We start from the raw sequence: 17,094 nt of genomic DNA on the forward strand, positions 1-17,094 counted from the left end.
AAGAAGCGAGTCTTGCCCCTAGCCCTGCCCGACCATTCGGACCCAGCCCATGCGTGAAATTGCCTTCGATACGGAAACCACAGGACTCGATCCGCGCAACGGCGACCGCCTGGTTGAAATTGGCGGCGTCGAGATGCTGAATCACGTCCCGACCGGTCGCACCTACCACGTCTACATCAACCCGGAACGGGATGTTCCGGAGGGCGCGTTCGCGGTGCACGGCCTGTCGACCGAGTTCCTGTCGGACAAGCCGAAATTCGCGGCCGTGGTCGATGATTTCCTCGCCTTTGTCGGGGACTCGACCCTCGTGATCCACAATGCGTCCTTCGACATGGGCTTCATCAACATGGAGCTGAACCGTGTCGGCCGGCCGCCGATCCCGCGCACCCAGGTCATCGATACGCTCGAACTGGCCCGCCGCAAGCATCCGATGGGGCCGAATTCGCTCGACGCGCTCTGCTCGCGCTATGGCATCGACAATTCGCGCCGCACCAAGCACGGCGCCCTGCTCGACAGTGAGCTGCTGGCCGAAGTCTACCTTGAGCTGATCGGCGGACGGCAGCGGGCGCTGGGATTTGACATCGACCAGGCCGGATCTGGCGCACAAAACCGGGGTGACAGTGGCGCAGACGGCCAGATGACGTCCGCCCCGGCTCGCCCTCGCCCCACCCCCCTGCCCTCGCGCCTCACCGCCGAGGATCTCGACCGCCACGCCGGCTTCATCAAGGGCATGGGCGACAGCGCGATCTGGAAGAAATACGAGGCAAAGGAAGCTGGCTGACGGCAGGCAAGGTGAGAAACCTGCCTTGCCTCAAGCGAGAACCGCTGCAGCGCTGGTGGAAAGACCTTGCAGACAAGCCCCGCCCCCAGTGGTCATCCCCGCCTCGTGCGGGGATCCAGCTTCTAGGCCTCAAGCCAGGGCGTACCAATAGCTTCTGAAGGCGGTCCATGGAGCATGGATCCCCGCACAAGGCGGGGATGACTGCGGAGAACAAAAAACGCCGTTATGCCAAGCCCTTGCTCCGTGTCACCCCGGGCGCAGCGAAGCGGAGACCCGGGGCCTACTCGCTCCCAGAGCAAACGCTGTTGCGAGGCTCTTTATGCACTTCAGCACATTGCTTTGCTCTGCAAACGAGTAGACCCCGGCTCGGCGCTGCGCTTGGCCGGGGTGACACCGTTGCGTTCGTCAGTTCAAAGCATCGACGGCAGGACGCGATCCGGCGGGCGGTGGCCGTCCATGAAGGTCTTGATGTTGATGATGACCTTCTCGCCCATCTCGATACGGCCTTCGAGCGTCGCGGACCCCATGTGCGGCAGCAGCAGCACCTTGTCCATCTGCGCCAGCTTCGGGTTGACCGCGGGCTCGTGCTCGAACACGTCGAGACCCGCACCAGCGAGCTCGCCTGCTTCAAGCTGACGGATCAGCGCGTTTTCGTCGATCACCTCGCCGCGGGCCGTGTTCACCACATAGGCGTCCTTCTTGAGGAGCTTCAGGCGGCGGGCCGACAGCAGATGATAGGTCCCCGGCGTATGCGGGCAGTGGATCGACACGACGTCCATGCGGGCCAGCATCTGGTCGAGGCTTTCCCAGTAGGTGGCCTCGAGGGATTCCTCGATGTCGGAATGCAGCCGGCGGCGGTTGTGATAGTGGATCGACATGCCGAACGCCTTGGCCCGGCGTGCGACTGCCTGACCGATGCGGCCCATGCCGATGATGCCGAGGCGCTTGCCCCAGATCCGGTGGCCAAGCATCCAGGTCGGCGACCAGCCGGACCATTCACCGGTGTTCATCACCTTGATGCCTTCGGCGAGACGGCGCGGCACGGCCAGGATCAGCGCCATCGTCATGTCGGCGGTGTCTTCGGTGAGGACGCCAGGCGTGTTCGTGACGTTGATGCCGCGGTTGTTGGCGCTGACCACGTCGATGTTGTCGACGCCATTGCCGAAGTTGGCAATGAGCTTCAGGTCCGGACCGGCCTGCGACAGCAGCGCCGCGTCGATGCGGTCGGTCACGGTCGGCACCAGGACATCTGCGGTCTTTACGGCCTCGACCAGTTCGGCCTGGGTGTAGGGCCGGTCACTCTCGTTCAGGCGCGTCTCGAACAGTTCCCGCATCCGCGTCTCGACGACGTCCGGAAGTTTGCGCGTGACGACAACCACAGGCTTCTTCTTCGCCATGCCACTTGCCTTCTGCGTTGCGTTGAGGGCGCCTTAACCCTAACGGAATTACACTTCAGCCGGATGGCGTCGGCACCAACCAGCCTCTCCCGTTCTCCTTACCAGATGGTCCGCCAGATACAAGGGGAGCCAAAAGGCGCAGGGACCCGACATTGGTCGGGTATCCGGTGTCCGGCGGATCTGCGTGATGGCTGGGCAGAAGCCGGCAATCCGGCCAGGGCAGATCTGGAAACCATCCCGCGAACCCGTTAAACGGGGAAAAGGCAGAACAAGAGGAAGGCATGAACAGGCAATCCAAGCCCCGGCGCAACAGGACGGTTTCTTGCGGCCTTGGCGCCCTTCTCGCGCTTTCGTTGATCCTGATTGCGGCTCCCCTGGTGCAGGCGCAAACCACCCGCACCGGCAGCAGTGGCCAGCCGATCCCCCGCTTCGTCAGCCTCAAGTCAGACCGTTCCAACGTCCGTCTTGGCCCCTCCGACGGGCACGAGATCGCCTGGACCTACGTCAAGTCGGGCCTGCCGATCGAGATCACCCAGGAATTCGAGAATTGGCGCCGCGTCCGCGACTGGGAAGGCAAGGAAGGCTGGCTGTTCCATTCGCTCCTGTCCGGCCGCCGCACCGTGCTGGTGACGCCCTGGGATACGAGCGGAGAGAACACGCCGCTTTACGCTCAGGCCGATGTCGATTCGGGCGTCGTTGCCTATCTCGCGCCGAAGGTGCTGGCCAATGTGAAGTCCTGCGCCAAGGGCTGGTGCCGCATCGAAGGCCGCGACTATGATGGCTGGGTCGAACAGACCCGCCTCTTCGGCGTCTATCCCGATGAAGTGATCGACTGAAACGACAAAGGCACCGGATCTGACGATCCGGTGCCTTTTGGTTTCGCGCGTCTGATCCTGTGATTACAGGTCGAAGCCCAGCATCTTGCCGACAGTGAACACGTCCTTGTCGCCACGGCCGCACAGGTTCATGACGAGGATCTGATCCTTGCGCATCTTCGGCGCCAGCTTCATCACCTGGGCCAGTGCATGCGCCGGCTCCAGCGCCGGAATGATGCCTTCGATGCGTGTCAGCAGCTGGAAGGCTTCCATCGCCTCGTCATCGGTGATCGGCACATAGTTGGCCCGGCCGATTTCCTTCAGCCACGAATGCTCCGGTCCGATGCCGGGATAGTCGAGGCCGGCCGAGATCGAATGGCCTTCCAGGATCTGGCCGTCGGCGTCCTGCAACAGATAGGTGCGGTTGCCATGCAGCACGCCCGGCTTGCCGGCGTTCAGCGAGGCGCAATGCTCGTTGCCCTCAAGACCACGTCCACCAGCTTCCACGCCCCAGATCTCGACGCTCTTGTCGTCGAGGAACGGATGGAACAGGCCGATCGCGTTCGAGCCGCCGCCGACGGCAGCAACAATCGCGTCCGGCAGGCGGCCTTCAGCGGCCAGCATCTGCTCGCGGGTTTCCTTGCCGATCACAGACTGGAAGTCGCGCACCAGCTCCGGATACGGATGCGGGCCAGCGGCGGTGCCGATCAGGTAATAGGTGTTGTCGACATTGGTGACCCAGTCGCGCAGCGCCTCGTTCATGGCGTCCTTCAGCGTGCCAGCACCGGCGGTGACCGGAACGATCTCGGCGCCCAGCAGCTTCATGCGGAATACGTTCGGCTTCTGGCGCTCCACATCGGTCGCGCCCATGTAGACGACGCAAGGCAGGCCGAAACGGGCGCAGACGGTGGCAGTTGCCACGCCGTGCTGGCCGGCGCCGGTTTCCGCGATGATGCGGGTCTTGCCCATGCGCATGGCCAGCAGGATCTGGCCGAGGCAGTTGTTGATCTTGTGGCTGCCGGTGTGGTTCAGCTCGTCGCGCTTGAAGTAGATCTTGGCACCACCCAGATGCTGGGTCAGGCGCTCGGCGAAATACAGCGGCGACGGCCGGCCGGTGTAATGGGTGTTGAGATCGTCGAGCTGCGCCTTGAAGGCAGGATCCGCCTTGGCGTCGTTATAGGCCTTCTCGAGGTCGAGGATCAGCGGCATCAGCGTCTCGGCCACGTAGCGGCCGCCGAAGATCCCGAAGTGGCCGCGCTCGTCCGGTCCCGAGCGCAGGGTGTTGGCCATTGTGGTCACGTCTCGTCACTCCTTCACATCTTCCGCCGATCGAACGGCCGCCATAAAGGCGCGGATCAGATCGCTGTCCTTGACGCCCTTGGCGCGTTCCACGCCCGAGGACACATCTACGGCCGGCGCCCCGCTCATGGCGATGGCACGGCCCACATTCTCTGGATCGAGCCCCCCGGAAAGCATGAAGCGGCGCGGCAGGTCAAGCGCCTTGAGGATCGTCCAGTCATAGGGAACCCCGTGACCCCCCGGCACATCCGAGTCCGCCGGCGGCTTGGCATCGAACAGGATCCACTCGGCCACCGTGACATAGGGCAGTGCCTTCTCGGTGTCAGCCTTCTCCCGCACGCCAATCGCCTTGATGATGCGGGTGCGCAACATGATCCGCGCCGCAGCACAGGCTTCCGGCGTTTCCGAGCCGTGAAACTGGAACAGGTCCGGCTTCACCAGCTCGTTGATCCGCTGCAGCCCGGCCAGATCCATATCGACTGTCAGCGCCACGATCTCGGTCTTGCCGCGCGCCATATCCGCCAGGCGGCAGGCATCACTCAGGGACACATGCCGCGGGCTTTTGGGAAAGAACACCAGCCCGATCATGTCCGCACCGGCGTCAATCGCCGTCTGCAGGGTCTCCTCGGTCGAAAGACCACAGATCTTGACTGGAATTCTGGACATGACTGCCTGACGTTCGTTCAACCGCAAGGGCTATGGTCCCGATGCGCGAGCGGCGAGCCTATAGCCCGGTCACGCCGGCTGGAAGCCCAAAAAGAAGGGCAGCCTTGCGACTGCCCCCCAAACAATTCCGATGCGCTCCGGCGTCGCGTCAGACGCGGCGCTCCACCAGCATCTTCTTGATCTCTGCGATGGCCTTGGCCGGGTTCAGGCCCTTGGGGCAGGCCTGGGCGCAGTTCATGATCGTGTGGCAGCGGTACAGGCGGAACGGATCCTCGAGGTTGTCGAGGCGCTCGCCCTTGGCTTCGTCGCGGCTGTCGATCAGCCAGCGATAGGCCTGCAGCAGCACTGCGGGGCCGAGGTAGCGGTCGCCGTTCCACCAGTAGGACGGGCAGGAGGTCGAGCAGCAGGCGCAGAGGATGCACTCATAGAGGCCATCCAGCTTGGCGCGGTCCTCGTGGCTCTGGCGCCATTCCTTTTCCGGGGCCGGCGACACGGTCTTCAGCCAGGGCTCGATCGAGCGGTGCTGGGCGTAGAAGCGGGTCAGGTCCGGAACCAGGTCCTTGATCACCGGCATGTGCGGAAGCGGGTAGATCGCAATCGCGCCCTTGCCCACCTCGTCCATGCCCTTGGTGCAGGCAAGGGTGTTGGTGCCGTCGATGTTCATCGCGCAGGAGCCGCAGATGCCCTCGCGGCACGAACGGCGGAAGGTCAGCGTCGGGTCGATCTTGTTCTTGATGTAGATGAGCCCGTCCAGGATCATCGGACCGCAATCGTCGAGATCGACGAAATAGGTGTCCACGCGCGGGTTGCGGCCGTCATCCGGATTCCAGCGGTAGATCCGGTATTCGCGCAGGTTGGTGGAGCCCTTCGGCTTGTCCCAGACCTTGCCCTCGGTCACCTTGGAATTCTTTGGAAGCGTCAGCTGAACCATTCTCGTCGCTCCGCGTTACGGCGCCGGATGGATGTCCGGGCCAATGGGTTCCCCGTCAGGCCTTCAGGCTGAACAGGATGTTGTCTCTGGTTTCGCCGGCCTGTTCATAGCCAAGGCGCGTGAGCAGGCTCAGGCAGTCCTCGGTCCAATGCGGCCGGCAGTTTGTTTCAAGCAGAATGGCGCGGGGCCAGAGGTCCCGGCTGGTGGTGGAGAGATAGGGCACCAGCACACGGTCCTCAAATCCCTCCACGTCGATCTTCATCACGTCGATCCGCGTCAGTCCGGCCTCGGCCACCACATCGGCCAGGGGGCGCACCGGCACGCGGAAAGCGCTCCAGTTGCCGGCCCACTCGCCCTGGGTCAGGTCTTCGACCAGCGTCGCAAAGCCGGCGTTCGAGGGCTCGCGCCACAGCGACAGTTCGCCGTCCTCAGCGCCCACGGCCGTGCGGGCGATGCGGACATCCGACGCGCCGTTGGCAGCGAGGTTAAAGGCCAGCTTGTCGGCCGTGTCGGGGCTCGCCTCGACGGCCAGAACCTCGGCTCCGCTTGCGGCGGCAAACAGGCTGTAGGTGCCGATGTTGGCCCCCACGTCGACAAAGACACGGTCCTTGCCGAGCAGAGGCGCAATCAGCCGGTGTTCTGCCTGTTCGGGCAGGCGGCCCTTGGCCATCATTTTCCGGTCATCGTAATTGCCACCGGGATAGAGGCGGAACTTCAGTCCCTCCACCACGGTGTCATAAGGGCCGGAAAACACCCGGGCGACGAGGCTGCGGATCCGCTTGCGCAGGAAGGCCGACAGGTCGTGCCGGTCCGCCAGCGCCCAGGCAAACTTCACCAGTCCCTCGGCACGGTATGTGCCGAAGGGCGAGGTGATGTCAGGCCGGGCGAGAGCGGCAACCATGGACAGTCCTTAGTAGACGCGCGCCTTCGGGGCGATCTTCTTCGGGTCGATGCCGCCGTCTTCGTAGCGGGTCAGCGGCTCGGTGATCACGGCGCGGTAGTCGAGCTTGACGGCACCGGCTTCGTCGACCCAGGCCAGCGTGTGCTTGCGCCAGTTGACGTCGTCGCGGCCGCCGAGCGGACCATCCTTGTAGTCCTCACGTGCGTGGGCACCACGGCTTTCCTTGCGGGCCTCGGCGCCGTAGACCGTCGTGATGGCGTTGGCCATCAGGTTCTGCAGCTCGAGGGTTTCGACAAGGTCCGAGTTCCAGATCATCGAGCGGTCGGTGACCTTGATGTCGGACATTTCGCCCCAGATCGCGGACAGGCGCTTGCAGCCCTGTTCCAGGCTTTCCTGGGTGCGGAACACGGCCGCGTCTTCCTGCATGGCGCGCTGCATCTTCTCGCGGAGCACGGCCGTCGGCGTCGAGCCGCTGGCATGCCGCGTCTTGTCGAAGCGGGCCATGATTTCTTCGCAGGACCGCTCGTTCGGCGTCGGCACGGCGCTCTTGGGATCCACGACCTCGCGGGCACGGATGGCAGCAGCGCGGCCGAAGACGACCAGGTCGATCAGCGAGTTGGAGCCGAGGCGGTTGGCGCCATGCACCGAGGCGCAACCCGCTTCACCCACGGCCATCAGGCCCGGCTGGATGCGGTTCGGGTCGCTCGCCGTCGGGTTCAGCACCTCGCCCCAGTAGTTGGTCGGGATGCCGCCCATGTTGTAGTGCACGGTCGGCAGGACCGGGATCGGCTCCTTGGTCACATCGACGCCGGCAAAGATCTTGGCCGATTCCGAGATGCCCGGCAGGCGCTCGTGCAGAAGCGCCGGATCCAGGTGGTCGAGGTGCAGGAAGATGTGATCCTTGTTCTTGCCGACGCCGCGGCCTTCACGGATCTCGATCGTCATGCAGCGCGACACCACGTCGCGGGAGGCAAGGTCCTTGGCCGACGGGGCATAGCGCTCCATGAAGCGCTCGCCTTCGGAGTTGACCAGATAGCCGCCTTCGCCGCGCGCGCCTTCGGTGATGAGGCAGCCCGAGCCGTAGATGCCGGTCGGATGGAACTGCACGAATTCCATGTCCTGCAGCGGCAGGCCGGCACGCGCGACCATGCCGCCACCGTCGCCGGTGCAGGTGTGGGCGGAGGTTGCCGAGAAATAGGCTCGGCCGTACCCACCGGTCGCCAGCACCACCATTTTGGCGGAGAAGCGGTGGATGGTGCCGTCATCGAGGTTCCAGGCGATCACGCCCTGGCACACGCCGTCATCCGACATGATCAGGTCGAGCGCGAAATACTCGATGTAGAACTCTGCGTTGTTCTTCAGCGACTGGCCATAGAGCGTGTGCAGGATGGCGTGGCCGGTGCGGTCGGCTGCGGCGCAGGTGCGCTGCACCGGGGGGCCATCGCCGTAGTTCTGCATGTGACCGCCGAAGGGGCGCTGGTAGATGCGGCCGTCTTCGGTGCGCGAGAAGGGCACGCCGTAGTGTTCCAGCTCGTAAACGGCCTTCGGTGCCTCACGGGCGAGATACTCCATGGCGTCGGCATCGCCGAGCCAGTCGGAGCCCTTCACCGTGTCGAACATGTGCCATTCCCAGCAGTCCGGCGTCATGTTCTTCAGCGAGGCGGCAATGCCGCCCTGTGCTGCAACGGTGTGCGAGCGGGTCGGGAACACCTTGGTGATGCAGGCCGTGCGCAGGCCCTGCTCGGCCATGCCGAGCGTGGCGCGCAGGCCGGCACCGCCGGCACCGACCACCACCACGTCGAAGGTATGTTCGACGAATTCATAGGTCTTGGCCATGTGGGTCAGCCTCCAAAGCCGATCTTGATAACCGCGAACACCGAGCCGAGCCCGACGGCGGCACAGAAGAAGATGTTGGCCATCAGCGCGAGGAACTTCACGCCGTCACCATGGACATAGTCTTCGATGATGATCTGCATCCCGAGCTTCATGTGATAGACGCCGGACAGGATGACGAGCAGCAGCAGGATCGAGATCAGCGGGTTCTTCAGCGCCGCGACCACATCCGCATGGCTACCGCCCTGCAGGGAAATCACGAGAACCACGAAGAACGAGATCAGGAACACGTTGGCCACCGCGGTGACGCGTTGGCGCCAGAAATGCTCGGTGCCTTCCTTGGCCGAGCCGAGGCCACGGACCTTGCCGAGCGGAGTGCGCATATCGGTCATTCGTGTCTCCTCAGCGAACCATGTAGCCGATGACCCACAGCAGGATCGTCAGCGCAACGGAGCCAATGATGGTTGCCCGGGCCAGCCATTCGCGCGCTTCACGTCCGAAGCCCGCGCCCATGTCCCAGACGAAATGGCGCAGACCGCCAAGCATGTGATGCACCAGGGCCCAGGTGAAGCCGAACAGCACCAGGCGGCCGAGGATCGACCCCATGAGGTCATTCACGAAATCGAAATAGGCCGGGCCGCTGGCGGCGGCAATGAGCCACCAGGCAAGAAGCAGCGTCCCGAAGTACAGCGCTGCACCGGTGATGCGGTGCAGGATCGACATCACCATCGTCAGGATCGGCTTGTAGATCTGAAGATGGGGCGACAGAGGGCGGCTGCCCTTCATATCGACATCCGGCATGGACTTTCTCTCCCGTCCGACGCCAACCTTACGTTTGCGTAAACGTAAGCATCAGCTGGCGTTGTCTAGAGGCGTAATAGCGCCAACGAACGGACGCGTCAAAGTATCCTAAGGGTGAAATCTGAAAAGGTCTTCACCGCCACGGACAAGGATCAGACCCGTTCCGGGACAAAATCGATTAGATCAGCCGTCGAAATTAACCTGAGGGTGAAAGTCAGCAAACTGCAATCACCTGCGACGCAATGTCCTCTTCATGACATGCATCATGAAGATGGTCGCAAAGACCGGTGTCACGAGGTTGAGCACAGGGACAGCCAGAAGGCCGGCGATCAGCAACCCACCCATGAACACTGTTCCGGAGTGCGCCTTTCGCAGCGCGCGGGCCTCGACGGGGCTCATGAAGCGCGTGGCGGCAAACTCGAAGAACTCGCGGCCGAGCAGGTAGGCGTTGACCACCAGAAACGCGATCAGATTGACGCCGGGAACCAGCAGCAGAACCAGCGCAACAATATTGCCGAGAATGACAACACCGGTGAACTTGACGGTTGCGGCAAGTGAAGCACCCAGCGGCATGGCACGGCCAGGTTGTTCGTGAGCGTAGTTGGTCTGCTCGACAATCGCTGCCACATCGTCCTGGAACAGTCCGGCAAACAGCGCCGTCACTGGAGCAACCAGGAAGCCAAGGACAAAGATCGCGCCGATGCCGGTCAGGATCGACACCACCGTGTCGAGCCAGGGATAGGGCAGCTCGACATAGCCGGCGACAACGCCCTGCAGGGCGATCCAGATCACCGCGAGAACCGCAATCGAGAAGGCCAGCGACTTGATCAGGATGGTGCGAAAGGCGGGTTCAAACACCTGGCCAAAGGCCCGCAGCGCATCAGACAACATTCGTCCTGGTTCCTTCATTTCGGTCACCGCCCTCACATAGGCAGGCCGACCGGCAATCGCAATGACCGCTCAGAACCGGGTTCGCGCCTTCAGCGCCTGCATCAGCGTGCCTTCATCGAGATGGTCCAGCTCGCCGCCCACCGGCACGCCATGCGCCAGCCGTGTGACGGTGACATCAAGGCTGGAAAGCTGATCGGTGATGTAGAGTGCCGTGGTCTGGCCCTCGACCGTCGCATTCACTGCCAGCACCACCTCGCGGATCGATCCCGCCTCGACGCGGGCAACCAGCGCGGCAATGTTGAGATCTTCCGGGCCAATTCCGTCCAGCGGCGACAGGGTGCCGCCCAGCACATGGTAGCGGGCGTTGATGGCCCCGGCGCGCTCGAGCGCCCACAGGTCCGCGACATCTTCCACCACGACCAGAACGGTTTCGTCCCGGCCATCGTCGCAGCAGATTGTGCAAGGGTCGCAGGTGTCGACCGTGCCGCAGACCGAGCAGATGCCAACCTTCTCCACCGCCACGCCCATGGCGTCTGCGAGCGGAACCAGCAGCTGCTCCTTCTTCTTGATGAGATGCAGGGCCGCGCGCCGGGCCGACCGCGGCCCGAGCCCGGGCAGCCGTGCGAGCAGCTGGATCAGCCGTTCGATCTCCGGACCTGCGACCTTGCGCCCTGCCATCTCGTGTTCCCTGTTTTCTTGTCCGCACGCGGGCCGGCGCGCTGGCGCCCGGCCCGCAGCCGGTCTGTCAGAACGGCATCTTCATGCCGGCCGGAAGCCCCATGCCACCCATCAGTTCCTGGGTCTTTTCCTGCATCAGGGTCTCGGCCTTGATCCGCGCCTCGTTGTGGGCCGCGATGATCAGGTCCTCGAGGATCTCGGCCTCTTCTTCTTTCAGCAGCGACGGATCGATCTTGATACCGCGGATCTCGCCCTTGCCGGCAATGGTGATCTTCACCATGCCGCCGCCTGAGCTGCCTTCGGTCTCGATATTGGCAAAGGCTTCCTGCAGCGAGCCCATCTTCTCCTGCAGCTGCTTCGCCTGCTTCATCATCTTCATGAAGTCCATGGACTGTCTCCTTGTCCGGTACGTGGTGCGATCTCACCCATATGGGGTCGATCCGCTTACCTCACATCCAGAAAGCCGATGATCTTGCGCATGTCGCGCAGCACCGGCTCGGCGATGGCGGAAGCCTGTTCGGCGCCGTTCTTCAGGACGGCGTCGATTTCCGCCGGATCGGCCATCAGCCGGCGCATCTCGGCGTTCAGCGGCGCAAGCCGCTCCACGGCAAGCTCGGCCAGCGCCGGCTTGAACACGGAGAACGGCTGACCGCCGAATTCGGCGATGATCGCGTCCTTGGTCTTGCCGGCGAGCGCGGCATAGATCGCGACCAGGTTCTCGGCTTCCGGCCGGCCCTTGAGGCCTTCCAGTTCACCCGGCAGCGGCTCCGGATCGGTCTTGGCCTTCTTGATCTTCTTGGCGATCATGTCGGCGTCGTCCGCCAGATTGATGCGCGACAGATCCGAGGGGTCGGACTTCGACATCTTCTTCGTGCCGTCGCGCAGGCTCATCACGCGCGGCGCGGGGCCGGCGATCATCGGCTCGGGCAGCGGCAGATAGATCTGCTCCGGGCTTTCCGGCGACGGCGTCGGGTTGGGCGAACCCAGCCCCAGTTCCTTGATCCGCTCGGCAAAGTCGTTGTTGAACTTCTGCGCGATGTCGCGGGTCAGCTCCAGATGCTGCTTCTGGTCATCGCCCACCGGAACATGCGTCGCGCGGTAAGCCAGAATGTCGGCCGCCATCAGGTTCGGATAGGCAAAGAGGCCGACCGAAGCGTTCTCGCTGTTCTTGCCCGCCTTGTCCTTGAACTGCGTCATGCGGTTCAGCCAGCCCATGCGCGCCACGCAGTTGAAGATCCACGCCAGCTCGGCGTGTTCCTTCACCTGGCTCTGGTTGAAGATCACCGAGCGCTTGGGGTCGATGCCTGCGGCGATGAAGGCGGCGGTGACTTCACGGGTTGCGTTGGTGAGGTCCTTCGCATCGGGGAAGCCGGCCGTGATCGCATGCATGTCGACGACGCAGAAGATCGTCGGCATCAGATCCTGCATCGGCACCCAGCGCGAGACAGCGCCGAGGTAATTGCCGAGGTGAAGGTTGCCGGTCGGTTGAACACCGGAGAAGCAGCGGGGCTGGAGCGCTGTCATGTAAAATCCCTGAAACAGTCGGCCGGTTGGAAGGGCCTGAAATTGGGAAAGGCAGGATGCCGCTGGACTTATGGCGTGGCGCCCGCAGCAAGGCAAGCGGCAGCAACGCGCCTCATGCCCCGGTCTTGCGCCGGCGGATCATCCGCGCAAGGCCAATGAGGTCGGCCGCGCCGGTGACCTGCGCCAGACCGGCGAAGACCGTGACCCCGCCGGCCACCAGCACACCCAGCGCGGCCACACGAATGCCCAGCGATGGCCCGCCCAGCGCGCCCGCCAGGGCCTCTGCCCCGAGATGAACGCACACGCCCATGACGGCGCTTGCCACCGCCAGCAGCCCGATCTTGCGCAGGACTACCAGATCCGGCTCAAAATGCCCACGTCGCCACAACACCACCCCAAGCGCCAGCGCGTTGACCCATCCGGCAACCGTCGTCGCCAGCGCGATGCCCACATGCGCCAGCACCGGAAACAGCAGCAACGACAGCACGACATTCATCAGCGCACTGAGTCCGGCAAACCACATCGGTGTCTTCGTGTCCTCGCGGGCGAAATAGCCGGGCGAGAACACCTTGTTCAGCACATAGGCCGGCAATCCAAAAGAAAAAGCCGCCAGCGCCGCCGCCGTTCCGCTCACCGCCGCCGCATCGAAGGCCCCGCGCCCGAACAGCACCGAGACGATTTCATCCGGGATCACCACTAGCGCAACAGAGGCCGGCAGCGTCAGGGCGAAGGACAGTTCCATCGCCCCGTTCAGCGTCTTCTGGAACTGCGCATCCTCGCCGGCCCGCAGCTGCCGGGTCAGGCTGGGCAGCAGCACGACGCCGATGGCAATCCCGATGACCCCGAGCGGCAGCTGATACAGCCGGTCGGCGTAGTAAAGCAGCGCATTCGCGCTCGCCTGCGCCGACGCGATCACCTGGCCGACGACGATGTTGATCTGGGTGATGCCACCGGCAATGAGCCCGGGTACGCCCAGCGTCACCAGCCGGCGCACCGCCGGCGTCAGGCGCGGCCGTGGCAGGGTGAGGCGAAAGCCCAGCCGTTTCATGTCCCACAGCACGACAGCGAGCTGCGCCACCCCGGCAACGGAAACGCCGAGGCAGAGGATGAGGCCGATCTGCCGTTCCTCGATCACACCGGAGAGGACGATGCCCGCCAGCACGGCAATCATCACCACATTCAGCATCACCGGGGCAAAGGCAGCGGCGGCGAAGCGGTGATAGGTGTTCAGGATGCCCGCGATCAGCGCCAGCATCGACATGAACACCAGATAGGGAAAGGTGATCCGCGACATCAGCACGGTCAGGTCAAACTTGGCCGGATCCTCCAGAAAGCCCGGTGCGAGAACCCAGACCACGGCGGGCATCGCCATTTCGGCGATGGCCAGCAGGATGAGCAGCACGAACAGCATGCCGGACGCGATTTCGCCGGCCACCTGCCGCGCCCTCGTTTCGCCCTCCTCCTCCAGCGCCCGCCCGAACAGGGGCACGAACGCGGAGTTGAAGGCCCCTTCGGCAAACAGCCGACGGAACAGGTTCGGCAAACGGAAGGCCACAACAAAGGCGTCGGCCACCGGTCCGGCTCCCAGCACGGCCGCCAGCATGGCATCACGCACGAAGCCAAGAATGCGGCTGGCAAGCGTTGCCGCACCGACCGTTGCAAAGTTGCGGATCAGGCTCATTGGCGTTCCATCAGCCAGACGTTACAGGGGCAGGCTCCGGCTTTCCTTCCACCGCCTCGGTCAGCCGCTCGCGGATCGTCTCCTGACGGCTGATGTTGGAGATTTTCTGACCCGTCAGGTCGGTCACGTAGAACACGTCCACCACCCGCTCGCCGAAGGTCGAGATATGCGCGGAGGCGATGTTGAGGTTGAGCCCGGCAATCGCCCGGGTCAGCTCGTACAGAAGTCCCGGCCGGTCCAGCCCGCTGACTTCCACGACGGTGTAGCTGTCCGACCAGGAATTGTTGACCAGCACCTCGGCCGCCACCCGGAACGCCTTCATGCGCCCCTTCATGTTGGCCTTCTTGGCGATGTGTTCCGGCAGAGGCATCTCACCGCGCAGGGTTTTCAGGATGATGTCGGTGATGCGTTCGCCGCGCCGGCGCTCGTCGGCATCATCGGGCAGCTCGCGGCCAACGAAGATCGAATCCAGCGCGAAGCCATCCGTCGTCGTGTCGATCTGCGCATCGACGATGTTGGCGCCTGTGACGAAACATGCCCCGGCAATCGACGACAGCAGGCGCGGATGGTCCGGCGCAAGGATGGTGATTTCCGTGACGCCCTCGAAGGCATGCGTGCGCACCTCGGCGGCAAATTTCTCGTTGCGCGCGTCGGCCCGGCGGATCAGCTCGGCATGGGCAATCGCCCGGTCGATTTCCGCCCGCATCCAGTAGGCGGGATAGTGCCGGCCGACATAGGACTGGCGTTCGCTCGTGGTCCAGTGGGTGAGCTTTTCCAGGAGCCGTTCCTTGGCGTCGGTCACCACTTCCTTGCGGCTCAACTGGCTGTGTCCGCCGGTCAGGTGCGGCTCGCATTCGTAGTAGAGCGTCCTCAGCAGCTGGCCTTTCCAGCCATTGAAGACCCCGGGACCAACGGCGCGGATATCGGCAACCGTCAGGATCAGCAGCAGCTTCAGCCGCTCCAGGCTCTGCACGATCTGGGCAAAGTCGGTGATCGTCTTGCGGTCGGAGAGATCGCGCGACTGCGCATAGGTGCTCATGTCGAGGTGATGCTCGATCAGCCAGGCGACCGTATCTGTCTCGGCTGCGCTGAGGCCGAGCCGCGGGCACAGCTTGCGCGCGATCTTTGCACCGGCGACCGAGTGATCCTCGGGGCGCCCCTTGGCAATGTCGTGCAGGAACATCGCCACATACAGCACGCGCCGGTTCTGGATCGACTTGATCAGCTGGCTGGCGAGCGGATTTTCGCCCTCGGCTCCGCCTCGTTCAATCTCGGCCAGAACGCCGATGGAGCGCAGCAGGTGCTCGTCCACCGTGTAGTGGTGGTACATGTTGAACTGCATCATCGCCACGACCTTGCCGAAGTCCGGCACGAAGCGGCCCAGCACGCCGGCCTCGTTCATGGCGCGCAAGGTCGCTTCCGGCTGCGATCGCGATGTCAGGATCGACACGAACAGCCGGTTGGCTTCCGGATTGTCGCGCAAGGCGCTGTTAATCAATGACAGCGAGCGATGGATCAGCTGCATCAGCTCCGGATGCAGGATGTAGTTCAGCCGGTCGGCCACCTGGAACACGCGGATCAGGTTCACGGGATCTTCCCGGAACACCATGTCGCTGGCCGCATTGATTCGCCCGTTCTCGGCGACAAAGCCCGGCGCCTCGCGGATCGGCTGCGCGGCCGGACCGCGCGGGCTCTTCAGCCGCAGCATCAGGCCGGTGAACCCCGTGCCATGGGGCGACTTCACATGCTGCGCCTCAAGGGCCGAACACAGGATGCGCGTCAGGTCGCCCACGTCCTTGGCGACCAGGAAGTAGTGCTTCATGAAGCGCTCGACGTCCTTCAGCCCGGGATGCTGGGTGTAGCCAAGCCGGATCGCGATCTCGCGCTGGACGTCAAAGGACAGCCGTTCTTCAGGCCGCCCGGTAAGGAAATGCAGATGGCAGCGGACTGCCCACAGGAAGTCCTCGCATTTGACGAAGAGATTGTATTCCGACCGGGACAGGACGCCTTTCGACACCAGCTCCGACTGGCGCCGCACCCGGTAGTGATATTTGGCGATCCAGAACAGGGTGTTGAGGTCGCGCAGACCGCCCTTGCCTTCCTTGATGTTCGGCTCGACCAGATAGCGCGACATGCCCTGCCGCTTGTGGCGCTCGTCGCGTTCGGCAAGCTTTGCGGCAATGAAGTCGGAGCTGGTGCCGGCCACGACATCCGCGTCGAACCGCGCCTGCAGCTCCTGGAACAGGGTCTCCTCACCCCAGACGAACCGCGCTTCCAGCACGGCCGTCCGGATGGTCATGTCGGACCGCGACAGGCGGATGCATTCCTCGATGTTGCGGGTGGCATGGCCGACCTTCAGGCCCAGGTCCCACAGCATGTAGAGGATGTATTCCACCACCTGCTCGCCCCAGGGGGTCTGCTTGTAGGGCAGCAGGAACAGGAGATCGACGTCCGAGCCGGGGGCCAGCGTGCCGCGTCCGTAGCCGCCGACGGCAACCAGAGCCATGCGCTCGGCCGTCGAGGGATTGGTGATCCGGTAGACATGCGCCAGCGCGAAGTCATAGACGACGCGGATAAGCTCATCCTGCAGATGGCTCAGCCGCCGGGCGCAGGCAAGGCCGCCGCCTTCGCGGCGCAGATGCTCCTGTGCCACCTCACGGCCAGCGCGCATTGCCGCCTTCAGTTCGGCCAGAACCGCCGCCCGGACCTTGAAATCCGTCCCAAGTCCGTCATGGGCCGCCGTCAGGCTGGTCAGCTTTGCCCGCAACGCCTCGGCATCGATCAGGTCGGAATAGTCGGAAGGATGGTGGCTCATGGTCCTTTGCGGATCCTTGTCTCTCTGGAAGGGCGGCTTTCGCCACCATGTTGCGGGACAATAGCCCCATGACAGGCCGGT

The 17,094-nt window shown here is 64.0% G+C and carries 16 protein-coding genes; 2 read left to right on the forward strand and 14 right to left on the reverse strand.

Features of this window, described 5'->3' with window-relative positions; translation table 11 throughout:
• The first annotated feature begins 49 nt into the window (after positions 1-49).
• A complete protein-coding gene (gene dnaQ, locus OVA12_RS12230) occupies positions 50-781 on the forward strand; it encodes a DNA polymerase III subunit epsilon (protein WP_268137687.1) in 732 nt (243 codons plus the stop codon).
• Between the two features lie 410 nt (positions 782-1,191).
• Here dnaQ and OVA12_RS12235 read toward each other — a convergent pair whose 3' ends face one another.
• Entirely contained in the window at positions 1,192-2,178 is a 987-nt protein-coding gene (locus OVA12_RS12235; protein ID WP_268137689.1) for a 2-hydroxyacid dehydrogenase, read from the reverse strand.
• A gap of 281 nt (positions 2,179-2,459) precedes the next feature.
• Between OVA12_RS12235 and OVA12_RS12240 the strand changes: the two genes are divergently transcribed.
• Complete coding sequence (locus OVA12_RS12240) at positions 2,460-3,014, forward strand: SH3 domain-containing protein (protein WP_268137691.1); 555 nt, start codon at positions 2,460-2,462, stop codon at positions 3,012-3,014.
• A gap of 63 nt (positions 3,015-3,077) precedes the next feature.
• Here OVA12_RS12240 and trpB read toward each other — a convergent pair whose 3' ends face one another.
• The 13 genes from trpB to OVA12_RS12305 form a co-directional block, all read right to left on the reverse strand.
• Positions 3,078-4,283, reverse strand: coding sequence for a tryptophan synthase subunit beta (gene trpB, locus OVA12_RS12245; RefSeq protein WP_268138693.1), 1,206 nt, complete (start codon positions 4,281-4,283; stop codon positions 3,078-3,080).
• A 15-nt stretch (positions 4,284-4,298) separates the two neighbouring features.
• Complete coding sequence (locus tag OVA12_RS12250; protein ID WP_268137693.1) at positions 4,299-4,958, reverse strand: phosphoribosylanthranilate isomerase; 660 nt, start codon at positions 4,956-4,958, stop codon at positions 4,299-4,301.
• Between the two features lie 148 nt (positions 4,959-5,106).
• Positions 5,107-5,889: a succinate dehydrogenase iron-sulfur subunit gene (locus OVA12_RS12255; protein WP_106752809.1), complete on the reverse strand. Its 783-nt coding sequence runs from the start codon at positions 5,887-5,889 to the stop codon at positions 5,107-5,109.
• Between the two features lie 55 nt (positions 5,890-5,944).
• A complete protein-coding gene (locus tag OVA12_RS12260; protein WP_268137696.1) occupies positions 5,945-6,790 on the reverse strand; it encodes an FkbM family methyltransferase in 846 nt (281 codons plus the stop codon).
• Positions 6,791-6,799: 9 nt separating this feature from the next.
• Positions 6,800-8,626, reverse strand: coding sequence for a succinate dehydrogenase flavoprotein subunit (gene sdhA, locus OVA12_RS12265; RefSeq protein WP_268137698.1), 1,827 nt, complete (start codon positions 8,624-8,626; stop codon positions 6,800-6,802).
• 5 nt (positions 8,627-8,631) lie between these two features.
• Positions 8,632-9,015, reverse strand: a complete 384-nt coding sequence (sdhD, locus tag OVA12_RS12270; protein WP_268137700.1) for a succinate dehydrogenase, hydrophobic membrane anchor protein — start codon at positions 9,013-9,015, stop codon at positions 8,632-8,634.
• A gap of 10 nt (positions 9,016-9,025) precedes the next feature.
• Complete coding sequence (gene sdhC, locus OVA12_RS12275) at positions 9,026-9,424, reverse strand: succinate dehydrogenase, cytochrome b556 subunit (RefSeq protein WP_268137702.1); 399 nt, start codon at positions 9,422-9,424, stop codon at positions 9,026-9,028.
• 228 nt (positions 9,425-9,652) lie between these two features.
• Entirely contained in the window at positions 9,653-10,315 is a 663-nt protein-coding gene (locus OVA12_RS12280; RefSeq protein ID WP_268137705.1) for a sulfate transporter family protein, read from the reverse strand.
• Positions 10,316-10,384: 69 nt separating this feature from the next.
• Positions 10,385-10,993: a recombination mediator RecR gene (gene recR / locus OVA12_RS12285; protein ID WP_268137707.1), complete on the reverse strand. Its 609-nt coding sequence runs from the start codon at positions 10,991-10,993 to the stop codon at positions 10,385-10,387.
• A gap of 67 nt (positions 10,994-11,060) precedes the next feature.
• Positions 11,061-11,381 carry a YbaB/EbfC family nucleoid-associated protein gene (locus OVA12_RS12290; protein WP_268137709.1) on the reverse strand — a complete coding sequence of 107 codons (321 nt, stop codon included), beginning with the start codon at positions 11,379-11,381 and terminating at the stop codon, positions 11,061-11,063.
• 56 nt (positions 11,382-11,437) lie between these two features.
• Positions 11,438-12,517 carry a tryptophan--tRNA ligase gene (gene trpS, locus OVA12_RS12295; RefSeq protein ID WP_268137711.1) on the reverse strand — a complete coding sequence of 360 codons (1,080 nt, stop codon included), beginning with the start codon at positions 12,515-12,517 and terminating at the stop codon, positions 11,438-11,440.
• Between the two features lie 112 nt (positions 12,518-12,629).
• Positions 12,630-14,198 carry a murein biosynthesis integral membrane protein MurJ gene (gene murJ, locus OVA12_RS12300; RefSeq protein WP_268137713.1) on the reverse strand — a complete coding sequence of 523 codons (1,569 nt, stop codon included), beginning with the start codon at positions 14,196-14,198 and terminating at the stop codon, positions 12,630-12,632.
• Positions 14,199-14,208: 10 nt separating this feature from the next.
• Positions 14,209-17,088, reverse strand: coding sequence for a [protein-PII] uridylyltransferase (locus tag OVA12_RS12305; RefSeq protein WP_268138695.1), 2,880 nt, complete (start codon positions 17,086-17,088; stop codon positions 14,209-14,211).
• Between the last annotated feature and the right edge of the window lie 6 nt (positions 17,089-17,094).

It is taken from the genome of Pannonibacter sp. SL95, assembly GCF_026672425.1.
Classification (GTDB): domain Bacteria; phylum Pseudomonadota; class Alphaproteobacteria; order Rhizobiales; family Stappiaceae; genus Pannonibacter.

Coding starts and splice junctions, on each gene's coding strand:
- dnaQ (WP_268137687.1), top strand. CDS start 50: ATGCGTGAAATTGCCTTCGATACGGAAACCACAGGACTCGATCCGCGC.
- OVA12_RS12235 (WP_268137689.1), bottom strand. CDS start 2,178: ATGGCGAAGAAGAAGCCTGTGGTTGTCGTCACGCGCAAACTTCCGGAC.
- OVA12_RS12240 (WP_268137691.1), top strand. CDS start 2,460: ATGAACAGGCAATCCAAGCCCCGGCGCAACAGGACGGTTTCTTGCGGC.
- trpB (WP_268138693.1), bottom strand. CDS start 4,283: ATGGCCAACACCCTGCGCTCGGGACCGGACGAGCGCGGCCACTTCGGG.
- OVA12_RS12250 (WP_268137693.1), bottom strand. CDS start 4,958: ATGTCCAGAATTCCAGTCAAGATCTGTGGTCTTTCGACCGAGGAGACC.
- OVA12_RS12255 (WP_106752809.1), bottom strand. CDS start 5,889: ATGGTTCAGCTGACGCTTCCAAAGAATTCCAAGGTGACCGAGGGCAAG.
- OVA12_RS12260 (WP_268137696.1), bottom strand. CDS start 6,790: ATGGTTGCCGCTCTCGCCCGGCCTGACATCACCTCGCCCTTCGGCACA.
- sdhA (WP_268137698.1), bottom strand. CDS start 8,626: ATGGCCAAGACCTATGAATTCGTCGAACATACCTTCGACGTGGTGGTG.
- sdhD (WP_268137700.1), bottom strand. CDS start 9,015: ATGACCGATATGCGCACTCCGCTCGGCAAGGTCCGTGGCCTCGGCTCG.
- sdhC (WP_268137702.1), bottom strand. CDS start 9,424: ATGCCGGATGTCGATATGAAGGGCAGCCGCCCTCTGTCGCCCCATCTT.
- OVA12_RS12280 (WP_268137705.1), bottom strand. CDS start 10,315: ATGTTGTCTGATGCGCTGCGGGCCTTTGGCCAGGTGTTTGAACCCGCC.
- recR (WP_268137707.1), bottom strand. CDS start 10,993: ATGGCAGGGCGCAAGGTCGCAGGTCCGGAGATCGAACGGCTGATCCAG.
- OVA12_RS12290 (WP_268137709.1), bottom strand. CDS start 11,381: ATGGACTTCATGAAGATGATGAAGCAGGCGAAGCAGCTGCAGGAGAAG.
- trpS (WP_268137711.1), bottom strand. CDS start 12,517: ATGACAGCGCTCCAGCCCCGCTGCTTCTCCGGTGTTCAACCGACCGGC.
- murJ (WP_268137713.1), bottom strand. CDS start 14,198: ATGAGCCTGATCCGCAACTTTGCAACGGTCGGTGCGGCAACGCTTGCC.